13 protein-coding genes are annotated in these 16,272 nt (G+C 54.5%); 6 read left to right on the top strand and 7 right to left on the bottom strand.

Annotation, left to right across the window (positions count from 1 at the left end):
• Window positions 1-175 precede the first annotated feature (175 nt).
• Together BLP78_RS05515 and BLP78_RS05510 are read right to left on the bottom strand one after the other, a co-directional pair.
• Window positions 176-412, bottom strand: a complete 237-nt coding sequence (locus BLP78_RS05515; RefSeq protein WP_143002895.1) for a hypothetical protein — start codon at window positions 410-412, stop codon at window positions 176-178.
• Window positions 413-582: 170 nt separating this feature from the next.
• Entirely contained in the window at window positions 583-996 is a 414-nt protein-coding gene (locus BLP78_RS05510) for a hypothetical protein (protein ID WP_371128859.1), read from the bottom strand.
• A gap of 197 nt (window positions 997-1,193) precedes the next feature.
• Here BLP78_RS05510 and BLP78_RS15520 point away from each other — a divergent pair, with 197 nt between their 5' ends.
• Window positions 1,194-1,370 (top strand): hypothetical protein, encoded by a 177-nt coding sequence (locus BLP78_RS15520; RefSeq protein WP_176752788.1) that lies wholly within the window; start codon window positions 1,194-1,196, stop codon window positions 1,368-1,370.
• 12 nt (window positions 1,371-1,382) lie between these two features.
• Here the strand turns inward: BLP78_RS15520 and ppk2 are convergent, their stop codons facing one another.
• Window positions 1,383-2,195, bottom strand: a complete 813-nt coding sequence (ppk2, locus tag BLP78_RS05505) for a polyphosphate kinase 2 (protein WP_090457316.1) — start codon at window positions 2,193-2,195, stop codon at window positions 1,383-1,385.
• Between the two features lie 136 nt (window positions 2,196-2,331).
• On the opposite strand from ppk2, the gene BLP78_RS05500 reads away from it, so the two are divergent.
• The 5 genes from BLP78_RS05500 (at window position 2,332) to BLP78_RS05480 (ending at window position 10,261) form a co-directional block, all read left to right on the top strand.
• Window positions 2,332-2,802 (top strand): hypothetical protein, encoded by a 471-nt coding sequence (locus BLP78_RS05500; RefSeq protein WP_090457314.1) that lies wholly within the window; start codon window positions 2,332-2,334, stop codon window positions 2,800-2,802.
• A 174-nt stretch (window positions 2,803-2,976) separates the two neighbouring features.
• Window positions 2,977-4,545, top strand: a complete 1,569-nt coding sequence (locus BLP78_RS05495; RefSeq protein ID WP_256330098.1) for a TolC family protein — start codon at window positions 2,977-2,979, stop codon at window positions 4,543-4,545.
• Complete coding sequence (locus BLP78_RS05490) at window positions 4,542-6,179, top strand: efflux RND transporter periplasmic adaptor subunit (RefSeq protein WP_090457312.1); 1,638 nt, start codon at window positions 4,542-4,544, stop codon at window positions 6,177-6,179. Before BLP78_RS05495 ends, BLP78_RS05490 begins: the two co-directional genes overlap by 4 nt.
• Window position 6,180: 1 nt before the next feature.
• Entirely contained in the window at window positions 6,181-9,306 is a 3,126-nt protein-coding gene (locus BLP78_RS05485; protein ID WP_090457310.1) for an efflux RND transporter permease subunit, read from the top strand.
• Between the two features lie 253 nt (window positions 9,307-9,559).
• Complete coding sequence (locus BLP78_RS05480) at window positions 9,560-10,261, top strand: phosphatase PAP2 family protein (RefSeq protein WP_176752787.1); 702 nt, start codon at window positions 9,560-9,562, stop codon at window positions 10,259-10,261.
• Here the strand turns inward: BLP78_RS05480 and BLP78_RS05475 are convergent.
• The 4 genes from BLP78_RS05475 to BLP78_RS05460 form a co-directional block, all read right to left on the bottom strand.
• Entirely contained in the window at window positions 10,248-13,619 is a 3,372-nt protein-coding gene (locus BLP78_RS05475) for a thioester reductase domain-containing protein (protein WP_218118917.1), read from the bottom strand. The two genes, BLP78_RS05480 and BLP78_RS05475, sit on opposite strands and share 14 nt — an antisense overlap.
• An 84-nt stretch (window positions 13,620-13,703) precedes the next feature.
• Window positions 13,704-14,249: a hypothetical protein gene (locus tag BLP78_RS05470; protein ID WP_090457305.1), complete on the bottom strand. Its 546-nt coding sequence runs from the start codon at window positions 14,247-14,249 to the stop codon at window positions 13,704-13,706.
• Between the two features lie 3 nt (window positions 14,250-14,252).
• The gene (locus BLP78_RS05465) at window positions 14,253-14,819 is read right to left on the bottom strand and encodes a hypothetical protein (RefSeq protein WP_143002894.1); all 567 of its coding nucleotides are present in this window, start codon (window positions 14,817-14,819) and stop codon (window positions 14,253-14,255) included.
• Window positions 14,816-16,204: a type III secretion system effector protein gene (locus BLP78_RS05460; RefSeq protein ID WP_090457301.1), complete on the bottom strand. Its 1,389-nt coding sequence runs from the start codon at window positions 16,202-16,204 to the stop codon at window positions 14,816-14,818. Before BLP78_RS05460 ends, BLP78_RS05465 begins: the two co-directional genes overlap by 4 nt.
• Between the last annotated feature and the right edge of the window lie 68 nt (window positions 16,205-16,272).

The following is a 16,272-nucleotide window of genomic DNA, read 5'->3' as shown; positions in this document are numbered from 1 at the left end:
TAACGCAGTGCTTTGTATAAGGCACCGCTAAACCCTGATCGGTTGCTGGCTTAATTCCTGTCGTCGGTCTGATTGTTCCGCAAAGATTGCATACTTCCGGTTGCGAACTTCCTCATCCGCTCCTGTAAGTAGCCGAGGCATCAGTATTTTGGTCGCCAGATGATATAACGTTGGTCTAAACGCTTTTTCTGCCTTTAACCGTCTTGATCTTTTCCGGTAGCGTGCTTTCGTGAGGCAAATCGTGGCCGGCATGATAGGTTTTTTTCCATAATGCCTCGGTGCACAACGGGTCGCTGAAAAAATCCCTCTTCTGGGCGATATTTCTCGCCAACCCGTTCAACGCAGCGATACTGATCACGGTAAAGATAACAAGAATTACGAGCGGGAGGCACCTCTTTATCAATGACAGCAACGATGCTTCCCTGCATATTAGCCAGATTGATTTCATATTCATCGTTTAACGGCCACCTTCCAATAGCCCTGATTCGGCTGCTATCGGTGACCTTGAATTACGGGTCTCCAAATATGGCAAAAACAGTCGCCTCTATACGCTTACCTCAATTGTTTTCAGTAGTTTTAGGATTATTGACGGGTGTTATCTGTTTGCCGGATAAAAGTACCATAATCATCCTGCTTGAGTTTTGCCGCCATTTGCCGATGTGCCGCTGCTTTACTGAGGCTTGTCTTTGCCGCTTGTTCATACCGATGCATTAAAGCCCAGGTATGCGATTTCCGGTCCTGCGCTTCTCTTCCGTAGAGATAGCTTTTTTCCTGATAATGCTCAAGTAATCTTTTCTGTTCCTCTGCTTTCATGCGCATTTCCTTGGCGAGATTTTCAAAACGCTTCGCTAAAGCGTTGTGGTCGCCATATGTTCTGGCATTCTGAACAGCTTTAAGGATCGCGGGACTTTTAACCGCTTCATAACGGCTCATCGGTGCACAGGCAATCAATAAACCGAAAGTAGATATCATTGCCAGAGACCTGTTTATCATCATGCGAAAGCTGCGAAGAGTCTGAATTAACGCCGCGACATTCGCTGTATGCAAACCCGGCCACCAAGAGATAGAGTACTAACTGCATGGCACTTTGTCAATTTTATTATGTTTAAAGTATCTCAGCTATCGCCTAGAATATTTATTGGTGTAGCATATTCAGCGGTTTGCGAAAAGCGTAAGGAAGAATAGGCCACCGCGTGAACGGGAACGCGGAAAACAGTAGTTATTTCCAGTTCACCGCGCCTGCGACGCAGTGGGAAATGGGTGATGGCGGCGAAATTACCGGCTGTGCCGACATATTCATGGTGTTGCCGATGACATTGCGGATTAGCGCTGGCAAGCTCCAGAGTGCTGAGACGGTACTGCCAATTTGAGCTTGGTTTTCGTTACGAAGCCAGCAGGCCTTTCTCGATGGATGAGATCGCAAATGGGGTAACGATCTGCGGATCCGAAAGAATCAGCCGCTCGTCCTTGTCTGCGTAATCCAGCCGGCTGAGTATATCCTTGATGACGTTGAGCCGCGTCAGCGGTTTGTCGTCGGCATGCACAATTATCCATGGCGATATGAAACTGTGCGTATTGGCCAGCATTTTGTCGCGCGCAAGGCTGTATTGGTCCCACTTCTTCAGCGCATGCTTGTCTAGCCCGCTGATTTTCCATTGAGCGAGCGGGTCCTTCTTGCGCTCATCCAGCCGTTTTGCCTGTTCAGGTTTGCTGATGTCGAGGTAATACTTGAGGAGCTTGATACCGGAACGGATCAGCATATGCTCGAAATCCAGCACCGAGTTCATGAATTCTTCATACTCGGCTTCAGTACAGAAACCCATTACCTTTTCCACACCCGCCCGGTTGTACCAGCTGCGGTTAAACAGCACGAGCTCTCGCGCTGCGGGCAGATATGGAACATAACGTTGAAAATACCAGGAACTCCGATCCCGATCCGAGGGGATACCGAGGGCGACCACGCGTGTCTCGCGCGGACTCAGATGCTCGGTGATACGCTTGATCGTGCCATCCTTTCCGGCCGCATCCCGGCCCTCGAAGATGACCAGAATCTTGTCGTCACACTTGATGAAGTGCCGCTGCAGCTTGACGAGTTCAATCTGCAGTTTGTATAGCGTGTCCTCATAGGTTTTTTTGGATATATCGGACACGGACTTGTCCGTTTCTTTTTCTTTTTTGTCGGCTTTTTTGCTCATGGCTGGGTATTTTCAGTTGAAATTCAATCTTATGAATGATGCTTCCATATGGCATTCAACATGAAAGTTGAGGCGCCATCTTGCATTTATCCGCCACTGTACTACGATAACTTATATTCGTCGGAAGGCTTGGTTCATGAAACTATTGAACTTGCTCTACGTAGAAGAAATAAGCATACTAGAAAACATGATGTTGCGTACACGCGCGTTTATACTGATTCTAATCATGTCGGCACTGCCGCTGCAAGGTGCGCTCGCGGCGATTATGCCGTTGTGTGCGCAAGCCAGAAATATGTCGGCGGGGCTCGATGCTCACATAATTCCACTCTCTTCCGTCGTCCCATCCGCCATTCCCCCGGTTGCCTGCGGCCAGCATGACAGCAATAGCCATGAGCAATTCCATAGCGGCCTTGGTGCCGATGGCGCCACAGATGAGGCGGGCTTCGCTCTTTCCTGCGATGGGGTCGTTTGCCACATCAGTGGTAACGGCCCGCCTTCCGTAACCACTTCGCTGAATTTCGCCGGTGGATTTTCATATCCCGTCTCTTTTAATATCCACTTTTACTCGTTCGTCCTGCAGCAACCGCAACGTCCTCCTCTCGCCTAGTTCTTCGATAGAAGAAATCCGCCTATTGTATCGGCGATCATATACCTGATTCATATTCAAGATTTTTTGCGGTAGTACCTCCTGGCGGCTGCAGTTGCCGGAGTGCTAATGGCAACTGCTAGCCGATGTACCAGTTAATCGGCCGCTCTGCCATCACATGTTAAGGAAACCAGGATGAATCTCTCATTCCCTGTTGCATTGCACCGGCCCGGTGTTCGAAACTCCCGGGCGCTTCCAAAGGAAATGCTGCCCGCAGCTATTCAGATTCCAGTTACTCATGCTCAGCGGTTCTTTCCCGCGAGAGACCTGTGGAAAAACCCAAATAACACTGGAAGCGCCAGATCAATAGATGCCGGAAAACCGGCCGGAATGATTCAAAGTGCGGCAACCGCCGCATTTTTTGCCATGGCTATATTTTCAGCGAATGTAAAAGCAGAAGCCCCCATTAGCGCCGTTGTGCCAGAAAGTACCTCGACTACTTTTGGATCCGCCATGGAAGCCTCTGCAACAAATGGCGCTACCGCATTGGCTGCGCTGATCGCGGAAGCAATGGAAAGCAATCCGGAAATCCGGTCTGCTTTGCGGGAGCACGAGGCCGCCAGCCAGAGAATAGCTCCGGCCGAAGCGCTCGACGACCCCATTCTCGAAGCAGGGGTGATCAATGCGCCGCTGGTATCATCAACTTTCAATCGCGATGACATGACCATGAAAATGATAGGTCTGTCCCAGCGCGTGCCGTTCCCCGGTAAGCGCGGTTTGCGCAAGGATGTCGCAATGCAGGACGCGCAAAGTGTCGGCCATGGTTATCAGGAAACCGTGAACCGTGTAGCACGCGATATCAAGGCTGCTTATTTCGAGCTGGGGCTCATCCTTGAAAAGACTCGGCTGGTCGAGAAAAACAAGCTGATCCTGGAAGATATGCGCCACATCGCCGAGCAACACTACGGGGTAGGCATGGGAAGTCAGGCCGATGCACTGAAGGCACAGACGCAGGTATCCAAAATGCTGGACGAACTGCTCAAGCTCGCGCGTGAACGACCGACAGTCGAGGCCGAGCTCATTCGCGCGTTAGGCCGCAACGCAATCCTTGCATCGCCTGTACCTGAGCCGCCGCAATTGCGCGAAGAAACCTTGAGTCTGGAATCGTTGCGCGAAACCGCTCTTTCGCAGCGACCGCAATTGCTGGCGCTGCAAAGTATTGTGGCACGTAACGAAAAAGCGCTGGATCTGGCGCGCAAAAATTATTATCCCGACTTCGATGTGCGTCTGGCGTACGGTCAGCGCGACAACATGCTGGACGGCAGCAGGCGCCCCGACATGGTAACCCTGACTGTAGCGGTCAATCTGCCGGTGTGGCGCGAAAACAAGCTCGCGCCACGCGTTGCAGAAGCCCTGGCGAAGCGCGATCAGGCCCAGAGCATGTACGAAGCGCAACGCAATGAGGTAGCCGCCAGCCTGCGCCAGCAGATGGCGCTGGCCGAACAAAACCTGCAATCGGCGCGGCTCTACCAGACTGCCATCCTGCCGCAGGCCCGGCTTACGGTTGAATCGGCGATGTCCGCATACCAGGTCAACCGTGTCGACTTTCTTACGCTGCTCGATAGCCAGATGACGGTATTCAACTATGAGATCAGTCTGGCGACAGCCATGGCAGGCTATAACAAGGCGCTGGCGGAAATTGATTTACTCACCGGCAAACCGCCGTCACCAGTCCGCCTGCCCATCCCGGCGGAGCCTCTGTGAAAATCATAGCCAGATTGATAGCGGTTATCGCCTTGATCGCGGCGGCCCTGGCTGTGGGATATTGGTGGGGCAGCGCTAAATCCGCAACTTCTACGTCTACGGTTGAGCCGCAAAAGTCCGAGGCGTCGACACACAAGCCGAAGATTCTTTATTACCGCAATCCGATGGGACACCCCGACACATCGCCGGTGCCGAAGAAAGACTCAATGGGCATGGACTATCTCCCGGTTTACGAGGGCGAAGAATCCCCATCTGGTAGCTCCGTGGTGAAGATCAGTACCGAAAAAATACAAAAGCTGGGCGTGAGAACCGAGATTGTCGCGCTGCGCGAACTCACCCGTACCGTGAGGGCAGTGGCAACGGTACAGGCGGACGAGCGGCGGCTATATACCGTGGCGCCCAAGTTCGAGGGCTGGATCCAGCGGCTTTATGTGAATACCACCGGCCAGGCGGTGAAAAAAGGCGAGGCGTTGATGGATGTGTACAGTCCTGAACTGATCACGGCACAACATGAATACCTTATTGCCAGGAAAGGGATGCGGTCGGTCGAGGGGAGCGGGCCAGAGGTTCGGGCGGGCATGCAGCGGCTGTCAGAGAATGCCTTGCAGAGACTGCGCAACTGGGACATATCGGATTTCGACCTGCAAGCCCTGCAGGAAGAAGGCCGGATCAAACGGTATGTCACCCTGCGTTCCCCAGCCAGCGGCGCAGTGATCGAAAAACCCGCAATCCAGGGAAAGCGCTTCATGGCTGGAGAAGCACTGTATCAGATTACCGATCTCTCCAAGGTATGGGTGCTGGCGGATGTGTTCGAACAGGATCTGGGCATAGTGCAGCGGGGCCAGAGCGCCGCCATCAGGATGGATGCGTATCCGGATAAAGTGTTCAACGGCGAGGTCACGTTCATCTATCCCACGGTGATGCCCGAAACCCGTACCGCAAAGGTACGTATCGAACTTCCCAACGTTCAGGGATTGCTCAAGCCCGCCATGTACGGCAGGGTGGAGTTCGCCTCGACTCACAGTAAAAACAAGGTGCTTACCGTGCCTGATTCGGCTGTGCTCGACAGCGGCATACGGCGACTGGTGCTGGTTGATTTGGGCGAAGGCCGGTTTGAGCCGCGCACGGTAAAACTGGGCATCCATGCCGATGGCTATGCTGAAGTGCTTGAGGGATTGGAAGCGGGAGAAACGGTTGTGGTCAGCGCGAACTTTCTGATCGATGCAGAGAGTAACCTCAAGGCGGCGCTAGGCGGCTTCGGCCACCATCAGGGTTCTGCACCGGGCGAGGACGGACAGGTCACGCCCGCCACATCCATGACCACGCCGGAGGTCGCACCTGTGCCGGTGAGTCATCATGGCGTAGGCAATGTTAAAGAAGTGGATTGGGTGCATGCGACGGTAACGATTGCACATGATCCGATCGTCAGCCTCAATTGGCCAGCAATGACCATGGATTTCCGTGCCGGGGACCCGGCATTGCTGCGGTCGCTGAAGCCCGGCCAGAAGGTTGATTTCGAGATAGCCGAGGAGTCGGCTGGTGAATATGTCATCGTTCGCATCCAGCCGCTATATGTCAGCCCAACTGCCAGTCCAACTCCAAATCCCGCTGCCAACGATCAGCGGGGGCACTGACATGCTGGGCCGAATTATCGAATGGTCCGCACGCAACGTGTTCCTGGTATTGCTGGGGACCGCGTTCGTGATCGGCCTGGGCATCTACGCCGTGATCCGCATGCCCCTGGACGCGATTCCGGATCTCTCGGACGTACAGGTCATCATCTATACGGAATACCCTGGGCAGGCGCCGCAGGTGGTCGAAGACCAGGTTACCTATCCCTTGAGCACGGCCATGCTGGCGGTGCCCAAATCCAAGGTGGTGCGTGGCTTGTCGGTGTTCGGCGCATCCTTTATCTACGTCATTTTCGAGGATCACACCGACATCTACTGGGCGCGCACACGAGTACTCGAATACCTTAATTTTGCATCGGGGCGCATGCCGCGCGGTGTCACCCCGACCCTGGGGCCGGACGCCACCGGCGTCGGTTGGGTATACCAATATGTTGTGGTTGCTGCCCAGCATACGCTTGCGGAACTGCGCACCATACAAGACTGGTTCGTGCGTTATCAACTCACCAAAGCCCAAGGTGTGGCCGAGGTGGCGAGCGTGGGCGGATTCGTCAAAACCTATCAGGTTACTGTGGAGCCGCGCAAGCTGCAGGCCTATGGGATTCCTCTCAACCAGGTCGCAGCGGTGATCCGAGCGAGCAACCGCGATGTGGGCGGGCGGGTGATCGAGATGGCTGAGACCGAATATGTGGTGCGAGGCCGAGGATACCTGCGCGGCATTTCCGACATCGAAAATCTCGTGGTCAAGGCTGCGGAAGGCACACCGGTGCTGATCCGCGACGTGGCGCGGGTCGAGTTGGCACCGGATGAGCGGCGCGGCATCGCCGAGCTGAACGGTGAGGGCGAAGTGGTTTCCGGCATCGCTGTCGCGCGTTACGGCCAGAATGCGCTTGACGTCATCGACAACCTGAAAAGCAAGATCAAGGAAATTTCCAGCGGTTTGCCGGAAGGTGTGTCGCTACAGGCTGTTTATGACCGTTCAGACCTGATCCACCGCGCTATCGACAATCTGAAACGGGTCCTGATCGAGGAAAGTATCATTGTGGGGGTGGTCTGCATTGTATTTCTCATGCACGCCAGGAGTGCGCTTGTCGCCATCGTCATGCTGCCCATCGGCGTGCTCATCGCGCTCACCGCCATGCACATGCTGGGGCTCAATTCCAACATCATGAGCCTGGGTGGTATCGCCATTGCCATCGGCGCCATGGTGGATGCGGCCATCGTCATGATCGAGAATGCCCACAAGCATCTCGAGCGCGCGCCGCCCGGTGCGCCACGCCTTCAGATAGTGATTGACGCCTGTCGGGAAGTTGGACCTGCATTGTTCTTCAGCCTGCTCATCATCACCGTTTCCTTCCTGCCGGTATTTACGCTGGAAGCGCAGGAAGGACGGATGTTCGCGCCGCTCGCCTACACCAAAACTTTTGCGATGGCGGGCGCGGCGCTATTGTCCATCACGCTGGTGCCGGTGCTGATGTTTCTGTTCATTCGCGGCAAGATCATGCCCGAGCAGAAAAATCCAATTAACCGCTTTCTGATATGGATCTACCGCCCCGTCATCGCCTGGGTCATGCGCTGGAAGAAACTCACCATCGTCATGGCGGTTATTACGCTCGCACTTTCGGTATTTCCGGCCATGAAATTGGGCAGTGAGTTCATGCCGACGCTGAACGAGGGAAGCTTGTTGTTTATGCCGATCACCTTGCCGGCATTGTCGGTCACCAAATCCGCCGAGCTGTTGCAGACTCAGGACAAGATCATCAAGACTTTCCCCGAGGTCGAGTCGGTGTTCGGCAAGGCGGGGCGCGCCAATACCGCCACCGACCCGGCCCCGCTGGAGATGGCGGAGACGGTCATCAACCTGAAACCGGAAAATGAGTGGCGTGCCGGTCTGACCATAGACAGTCTGATAGCGGAACTGGATCAGGCATTGCAAATACCGGGGGTCAGCAATGCCTGGACCATGCCGATCAAGAACAGGATCGACATGCTCGCCACCGGCATCCGCACGCCGATCGGCATCAAGGTGTTCGGCAAGGACCTGGGCGAAATGGAGGAGCTCGCCAGGCAGATCGAGACTGTCGTCAAAATGGTGCCCGGAACGACTAGTGCCTACGCGGAACGCACGACCGGCGGGTACTACCTCGATATCGAACCCGACCGTATCGAGCTTGCGCGATACGGGTTATCGGTCGGCGACCTGCTGGAAGTGATTTCGGTGGCGCTTGGCGGCGAGATGCTGACGACCACAGTCGAGGGCCGCGAGCGTTTCGGTGTTACCGTACGCTATCCACGCGAACTGCGGCAAGATCCCCTAAGCATCGCCACTCAGGTTCTGGTGCCTCTCCCGAACGGCGGCATGATCCCGTTGGGGCAGGTGGCAAGCGTCAAGACAATCAAGGGGCCACCCAGCATTCGTACCGAAAACGCACTGCTGTCGGCGTACATCTTTGTCGATATTCGCAACCGCGATATCGGCGGTTATGTGGCCGAGGCACAAAAGGCGGTGCGTGAGCAGGTGAAATTCCCGCCCGGCTACTACGCAACCTGGAGCGGACAGTTCGAATACATGGAACGCGCCAAGCAGAAGCTGAAGGTGGTCGTGCCGCTTACCTTGGCGATCATTTTTCTGCTTCTCTACCTTAATTTCCGACGGTTCACCGAAACCCTCATCGTCATGCTGTCGGTGCCCTTTTCATTGGTGGGAGGCGTCTGGCTGATATGGCTGCTTGGCTACAATCTCAGCGTTGCGGTAGCAGTGGGCTTCATCGCGCTCGCGGGTGTTGCCGCAGAGACGGGTGTCGTGATGCTGATCTATCTCGACCACGCCTGGGATGCAATAAACGCGAAACGCGCATCCACGGGCGACAAGCCGACGGTGACCGATCTCTATGCAGCAGTAATGGAAGGTGCGGTGGAGCGTGTGCGGCCAAAGATCATGACTGTGGTGGCGATCATGGCGGGTCTGTTGCCGATCATGTGGGGCACCGGTACCGGTTCGGAAGTGATGCGGCGCATTGCCGCGCCTATGGTCGGGGGCATGGTGTCATCCACGCTGCTCACCTTGATCGTAATTCCCGCCATTTATGCAATTGTCAAGGAATGGGGCTTGCGTAAACAAATGGATATATGACGTATAACTAATTCTGCTTTCACCGGGCACAAATTGACCTGCTTACTGTGGTATTTCACTTGCCGCGCTTGCGCAGGAACATCAGGAGAGAAGAGTTGTTCAGTCTCCGGGCGATGTGGCGAACACCAATACAAATATCAAATTGACGGAAAGAAGGTATGACGCGATAAAATCGTATTACTGAACAATTGAACACGTGGTTATTATGCTGAGGTGCAGATCGTCGACCAAGAACGGGTGCTCCAAACCGGCGTTGTTAGAACGGGTAGGGCTGACTACAGGCCTCATAATCTTCTTTATCACTGGCTATTTCAGTGTGGGTTTATCGAGAGACCCGGCGGACGCTCGCGAATTGGCGGTGTCCCTTGACGCGCAAATTCCGTTCGTGGCGCAATCGATCTGGGTCTACCTGTCGCTGTTTCCGGCCGCGCTGATACCTTTGTTCGTGGTCCGCTGCCCCCGGTTGCTCCGTCGTACCGCGCTTGCATATGCAGCTGTAATTGCCACGTCTCTCGTATGTTTCATGGTATTTCCTGTAACATCGGCGAAATTACGGGTACCGCCAACCATACTGGACGTCACACGTCCTTCTGATTGGGCGGTTTCCCTTTTGTACTCCGTCGACCCCCCTTACAATCTCTTCCCATCCCTCCATCTTTCCATTGCTGTACTCGCGGCATTCTCCGCATGGAAGGCGGCTAAGTTATACGGTGCAGTAATGTTCATAGGCGTGAGCGTCGTCGCGGTGTCGGTATGCGTTATCAAGCAGCACTTCCTGCTTGACGCGCTGTCAGGAATCGTACTCGCGGCAGTCCTAGGCACGCTACTTCTACTACCTTATCAGCCAGAAAGCGGTGTCACGCCGGGCTATTCCTGGCGCGGGCCCGTGACCTATATCGCTTTTCTGATTTTCGTCTACGCAGGGCTTTACATCTCCTATCTCAGTACCTTATGAAATCTTCGACCGGATGATCAGTCTCCAACGTCCGCGTTCCCGCCGCTCCTTTAATTATCCCTTCCCGCAGCATGTATGTCATGAGATAGGATACTGTATCCTTCAGCTTCGGATCGTAACCATTGCCGGATAATGCCCTGGCTTCCCGATACCGTTCATTATTGTAGCGTTTGTGCTGCATCGCAGTAATCTTCAGGTGTGACCTGTTAAAGAAGTCCAGCAGGGGATAGAGTGGGTCGTTTTTCGTGCAGCGGCGCTGCATCTCTGCTACGAAACCGGGAGGATCGTAGTAAACAAAAGAGTAGCCGTATTCTTGAGTTATCAGGCGAGTGATATCCATCATATTGTAGTAATCGTCAACCGTCACGTGCAAGGTAGTACACGCCATTTGCCGCTGCTTGAATATAGCTGCAATGTTATCCGCAGCGATATCGGCGGGAAGAAAGCTGATCTGGTTGCGCGAGTTAACGGCGATGCCATGATTGACCATGAACGCCAATAACCGGATAGCGATATCGTCCGCACTCGCGATGCCACAGGTTGACGCCGAAATAAATGCGGGGCGGTAAACGCGTACCTTAAGCCCCTGTTTCTGGGCAGCGAACACGAGTTGTTCGCAGACCCATTTGCTCTGGGCATAACCAAAATCGAGATTCAACATATTTTCGTTGTTGTCAATTTCCAGAAGCTCGTTTTTCGTCGTCCAGCCGAAGATGATCGTGCTAGAGATAAGGTGGAACTCTTTCTGAACACCAGTGCGAGCAAATCGCAGCAATTCCCGGGTTCCCTCGACGTTGTGCGGTCTTAGCGCTTCATAGCTCAAAACGTAATTCACCAATGCGGCGTTGTGGATGATCGCCTGGACACGCGTAGCGAGGGAATTCCACTGCTCCGCCTGCATTCCCAGGTTATGCTGTGCAACGTCTCCACACACGACGCGGACCCGCTTTTCCAGTTCTTCATTGAGGGCTGGCGTCCAGACGCATGCGTGGCGGAGGGAGGCACGGATACGGTCCATTCCGCTAACCGGGTCAGTGGCGCGGGTCAATACATGGTAAGTATAAGTGGTCTGTAACAGCAGGCTATTCAGCAGGAACGGCCCAAAGAAACCAGTAGGGCCGGTCAGGAGTATGCTGGTCAGCGGCCCGGCGTTCTCCGAAACCTCTACGCAGTCAATAAGTTTCACTTCTGCATGGCGCCGCATGCGGTACCGTTGATGGTCGTCATGCTCTTGCTTGAGTTGCTTGATGACACGCTGCAACGATCCTTCTGGCTCATCCGACATTTTTTTGAATTGATCGAGCAGGGAAAAGAACTCGGCGACCGTGAGCTGCTGGAGAAATTGCCCGTCAACCTCATCCATTAGTTTAGGCGTCCCGTACTCTTCAAGCAGGCGTTCGATCTCGTCGAGAAGCATGACTAGTGAGAGGGAATCAATTCCGATTTCGGCCAGAGTGTGTTCCTCTTTACCAGTGAGTTGGTATTGTTCAAGAATATGTTGAAACCGGTCTTTTGTTTCCAGTGAGGGAAGCCTCGCAGGTTCTTTGTCTTTAACAATGACATGGGTGGCAATCGCAGGAAGTTCATTATTCAGCCAGCGCCGGCGTGTAAGATTCCGCGCGATTTTCCCTGAGGTCGTCTTTGCAATTGTGCGTGCGGGAACAAAGACAATAGTGTGGAGTGAGATGCCGCACTCTGCTTGGATCGCATGAGTAATTTCAGCGGGATTCGGGAGATCCCTGGAGTTATTTATCTCAGCCACTACCGCTAACGTTTCTCCCTTCGCACTCCCCTCTCCGTTGAACGCTACGACTCCTCCACGTCGTATCTTCTGCGAGGCCAGCTCGACAATACTCTCTATATCTTGCGGAAAGTAATTGACTCCACGGATGATGACGAGGTCCTTAATTCGTCCGCATACGAATAACTCGCCCTTCTCCATGAAGCCAAGATCGCCGGTACGAAGGTAGGCATTGTGATCAGCCGGGTCATGCGCGATGGTGTTGCCGAAAACGTTCCGGGTCAACTCGGGACGATTCCAGTAGCCCTGGCAGATGCTTTTTCCGGCAAGCCAGATTTCGCCTATTTTTTTGTCGCCCATCACAACGGGGGATTCCGGATCAACGATGCGCACCCGGATCCCGCGCAACGGTTTACCACAGCTGACCAAGCGAAGTTGATCGTTATTCGGTAGCTGAGCATTCTCGATATTCAGCGTACCTTCCTGAAGAAGCCGCTTGTTCACTATCACCAGCCGCCTTCCATGGTGCGTCACCGCAAGTGTGTTCTCAGCGAGCCCGTAGGCGACAACATGGGCTTGCCTTCGCAGTCCATAGCGAGCGAACCGCTTGAGGAAGCGGTGGTATGTTTCCGCAAGGACGGGCTCCGACGCATTCATCAAAATACGCAGTGAACCGAGATCCAGGTCACCTAGCTGGCCGGATGGAACCTTGTCCTCCCGCAGGCAGTACTCAAATCCGAAATTTGGGGAAGATGCGTAGGTTGCACGAACCCGGGTCAACGTCTGGAGCCATAAGAGCGGCCGTTTGAGAAAATCCATTGGTGAAAAGCCATAGATCGTTCCGCCCGTGATTATGGGGTACAGGTAGTACCCGATAAGTCCCATATCGTGGTATTGAGGCAACCACGAGACGCCGATTGGAGTGTGATCAATGGTGGCCCTGCAATTGTGAATCACGTTCTCGTGAGACACAATGACCCCTTTTGGATCGTTTGTTGATCCAGAGGTATATTGCAAGAATAAAACGGAGCCTGGCTCGTTACGAAAATTGTCCGACGCGCGTCCTCTCACATCGTCCGTCGTGACCCAGTCCAGATTCGGCAATCCGAGGGAACTGTCTGGGAGAAACGAAATCTGTTGCTGTTCCAGGAGCAACTGATAAGACCGGTAATACCCGCATGTAGTGAGGGCAATTCTCGTCTGGCAGTCATGCGCGACAAACGCGAGTTTTGCAAGGCCTCGCGAGCCATTCGCGTGCAGGGGAGGGTAAACCGGAACCGGGATTGCGCCGATACGTACGCATGCGAAGAAGGCTACGATAATTTCGAGCCCGGGCGGATAGACGAGTAGCACCCGGTCACCGCGCTTCAATCCTGTTTGGTGGGAAAGGTACTCCGCAAGGTGACGGGTGCGCTCACGGAAGCCCCAGAACGTATAGACATCCGTCTCTTTTCCATGGATATCGAGAAAGCTGCTGAAGCACTTGTCCGGGTGGATCGTCGCCCAGTACTCAAGGTAATCGATGATAGAGCTCATCTGATGCGGTACGTTACCGGACTGGGGTATGAGTCCCGGCGTTCCGGTAGCCGTCTCGGGCTTCCCTGTACCCACAGTCATTGAGAATCTCGCGGCATATATCCCGGTTTTTGTGCCCTGGTATGTTGTGAGCTCGATCCGCCGGCAACTGCCTCCTTGCCGACATTACCCAACGGGTGGCTGCTCATTATCGATCCTTGGTAAATCGGGTAATTCCACCGGCCTGGGACTGAGGCAAGGTTCATAGTTGCACGCGGGTTTGGGTTTTTCAGGGGGGCAGCACCGCTCGATTTGTGTGCGAAGCTCTGCGAGCCGCTGGCGTTCCAGCACCGCTTCGGGATGTTTGGATTCCTCGATATCCCGGATGACATCCGCGTCATCGCGAAGGCTTGTTTGCAGCTGAGTCTGTATCGTGGCTTGGGTAAGTATTCCGCATGTGTTTTTCGAAATATGCTCAAGCGCGCAGATCATCGTATCGGCCTGCTGCGTCAGGTGAAAAAGTAGCTTGACCGCTTCAATGTCGATCTTTGCAATGGTATTTAGCGCGTTGATAGTCGCAGCGAAACCGGCTTTGACATCGGCGTCGAGGGTGTCGACGCTGGCCTTGACCTGGTTGGTCGCACTGATTTCGGCGACACCATCTGCGTGAATCTGACCGAGCGTGGTGTTGACCGCCTGGAGTTCGTCAAAGACGTCGTTAATTGATGCCATGATTTAGTACTCCTTCTTTTCAGTGGGTGTGATGGTGGCCCGTATAACATTGCCATGAGCACGAAGGCGCTTGCGGTGTTCAACGGGATTTTCTTTGCCAAGGGAGGGAATCGGTTCGGGTGCGCTCTGGATATGAAGATCGACTCGGTCAATCTGCACGATGGGTTCTTCCACGAACGCCATGCCGAACCCTTGCCCGGGTATACGCCGCCGCATGACTGCCGGAACCGGTACGTCTAGCGTGGCGCTGCTTCCGGCATTGACCAGTACTTGCTTCGGTGTGCGTGGATGGTTCGAGATCATCTTGATGCCGGGCGGTAGCTCAGGAGTATGTTCCGTAAGATAGAGCGTGAGTACGTGAGTGGTCGTGTCATAGTCATATGCGCGCCGGCTTGCCCAGACATGGAGCGGTTTATCGCCCGGATTCTCGACCTCGACGGCCAGATGCAACTCTTCGTGGACGCCTCGCGCCGCTTCGGCTTCGGAGACCGGCGCCGGGCGGCGAATCGCGGTGCCAAGTATCTTTAACTGTTTCTCCTTACCAACAGTTTTCGATTGTTTGATCATCATGTACCTCGTTGTTGGATAAAACCGTGTCGTTCGAGTATGGCAACGGCCTCCGGCCATGCAGTTGCCAGCCGCGTACCAATTTGCCGTCGTGCTGCCGGCTTGAAATTGAAAAAGCCCGCCAAGCCACCGAGATCCAAGTCAAGCAGTTCTGTATCGCTTGGCCGTGCGAGTAGCTCCAGCGGTGCGGTCGCAAGCCATTGGGCTACCTCGTCGGCTACATCGTGGTGACGCACTGCCGATGTCCATACGCGCACGAGCGGGTCGAGGATCGCCCACGAGGCGAAGCGCAATCTCGCCGCTTGTTGAATTCGGGGAGCGAAATCGATCAATAATTGAGGGGCATCCGCAGGCAACGGTTCTCCTGAACGGAGCGTTTCAAGCAGGGTTACGATTGAAGACCCGCCGAGAAAACGCGGGCACGCCTTCAAAACGTCCCGCTTAGCCTGGCTGACCGCTTTCTGATCGGCCTGTTCGAGAGCAAGAGCCCCGGCAAGGGTATACCAGGCGAGCAATGGCCGCACGACGATCCACAGTACCGCCTGCCGAGCAAATGCATCCTGCTCAAGCTCGCCCGCAATTCCCGGACTGAACTGAGCATACTCGTCATAGATCACCGAAATGAGTTGAGCACTCAGCCCTGACACGCCGGCAACATCATCCCGTAGTTGTCTGAGACGGTTAACCTCGGCCGATTCGGACGAACCTGTCGTGACTGAAACGATGAAACAGCCACCATCATCGTTACCCGCGGCGCAACCGCCAGCGGGCGGGCCCCCATCGGGACCGCCGTCGCTCCCGCCGCAATCAGCGCCGGCAGCGCAATCTCCATCGTGATTATTGACGTCTCGCAGGCATAATCCGAGCACGCCACGCATGACGTTCTCATCGGTTGTGGCCGGAGGCTCATCATTATCCTCCTGTGTGCCCGTCACTTCGCGGAAGGCGTGAGAAAGTTCATGATAGAGAATGACGGGATTGGGTGCCGTAATGTGATTTCCGTCTGTGTCAAATAGGGCAAGCCCCGCTCCACAACACTGGCTAACATCACAAACATTGCGAATTACGGGCGAGGGGCCGCTCTCGTCAAGGTAACTCAACGCGTTCCCCGTAATATCCAAGCCCGAGTATGGATCGATTCCGCCGTTTAACGCTGTGATGATAATATCCTGGGTGGTTACAACCGGCGCGCCGAAATTGTTGTTCACGAGCTGGTTTAACCGATCGGCCGTCGCCGGCTGACCTGTGGTTTCATCATACGTAATTTGGAAGACAGTAGAGTCGCCCGGAACATCGGTCAGACCGAGGCCGCCGTCTTCCCCGGAAATTGTGAAGAGATTAAAAAATGCCGTCCCTGACTTTCCAGCTAGATCGAGAAAAATACTCACTTTCCTAACCTCCTCTGCGGCTCATTTGAAAGTTCACTGCCTACGTAAAACAACACTCCGAAAAAAAC

It is taken from the genome of Nitrosospira sp. Nsp1 (assembly GCF_900100985.1).
In the GTDB taxonomy this organism is placed as follows: domain Bacteria; phylum Pseudomonadota; class Gammaproteobacteria; order Burkholderiales; family Nitrosomonadaceae; genus Nitrosospira.
Note: the sequence above shows the minus strand (reverse complement) of the source record. Positions and strands in the feature narration are given on the sequence as shown.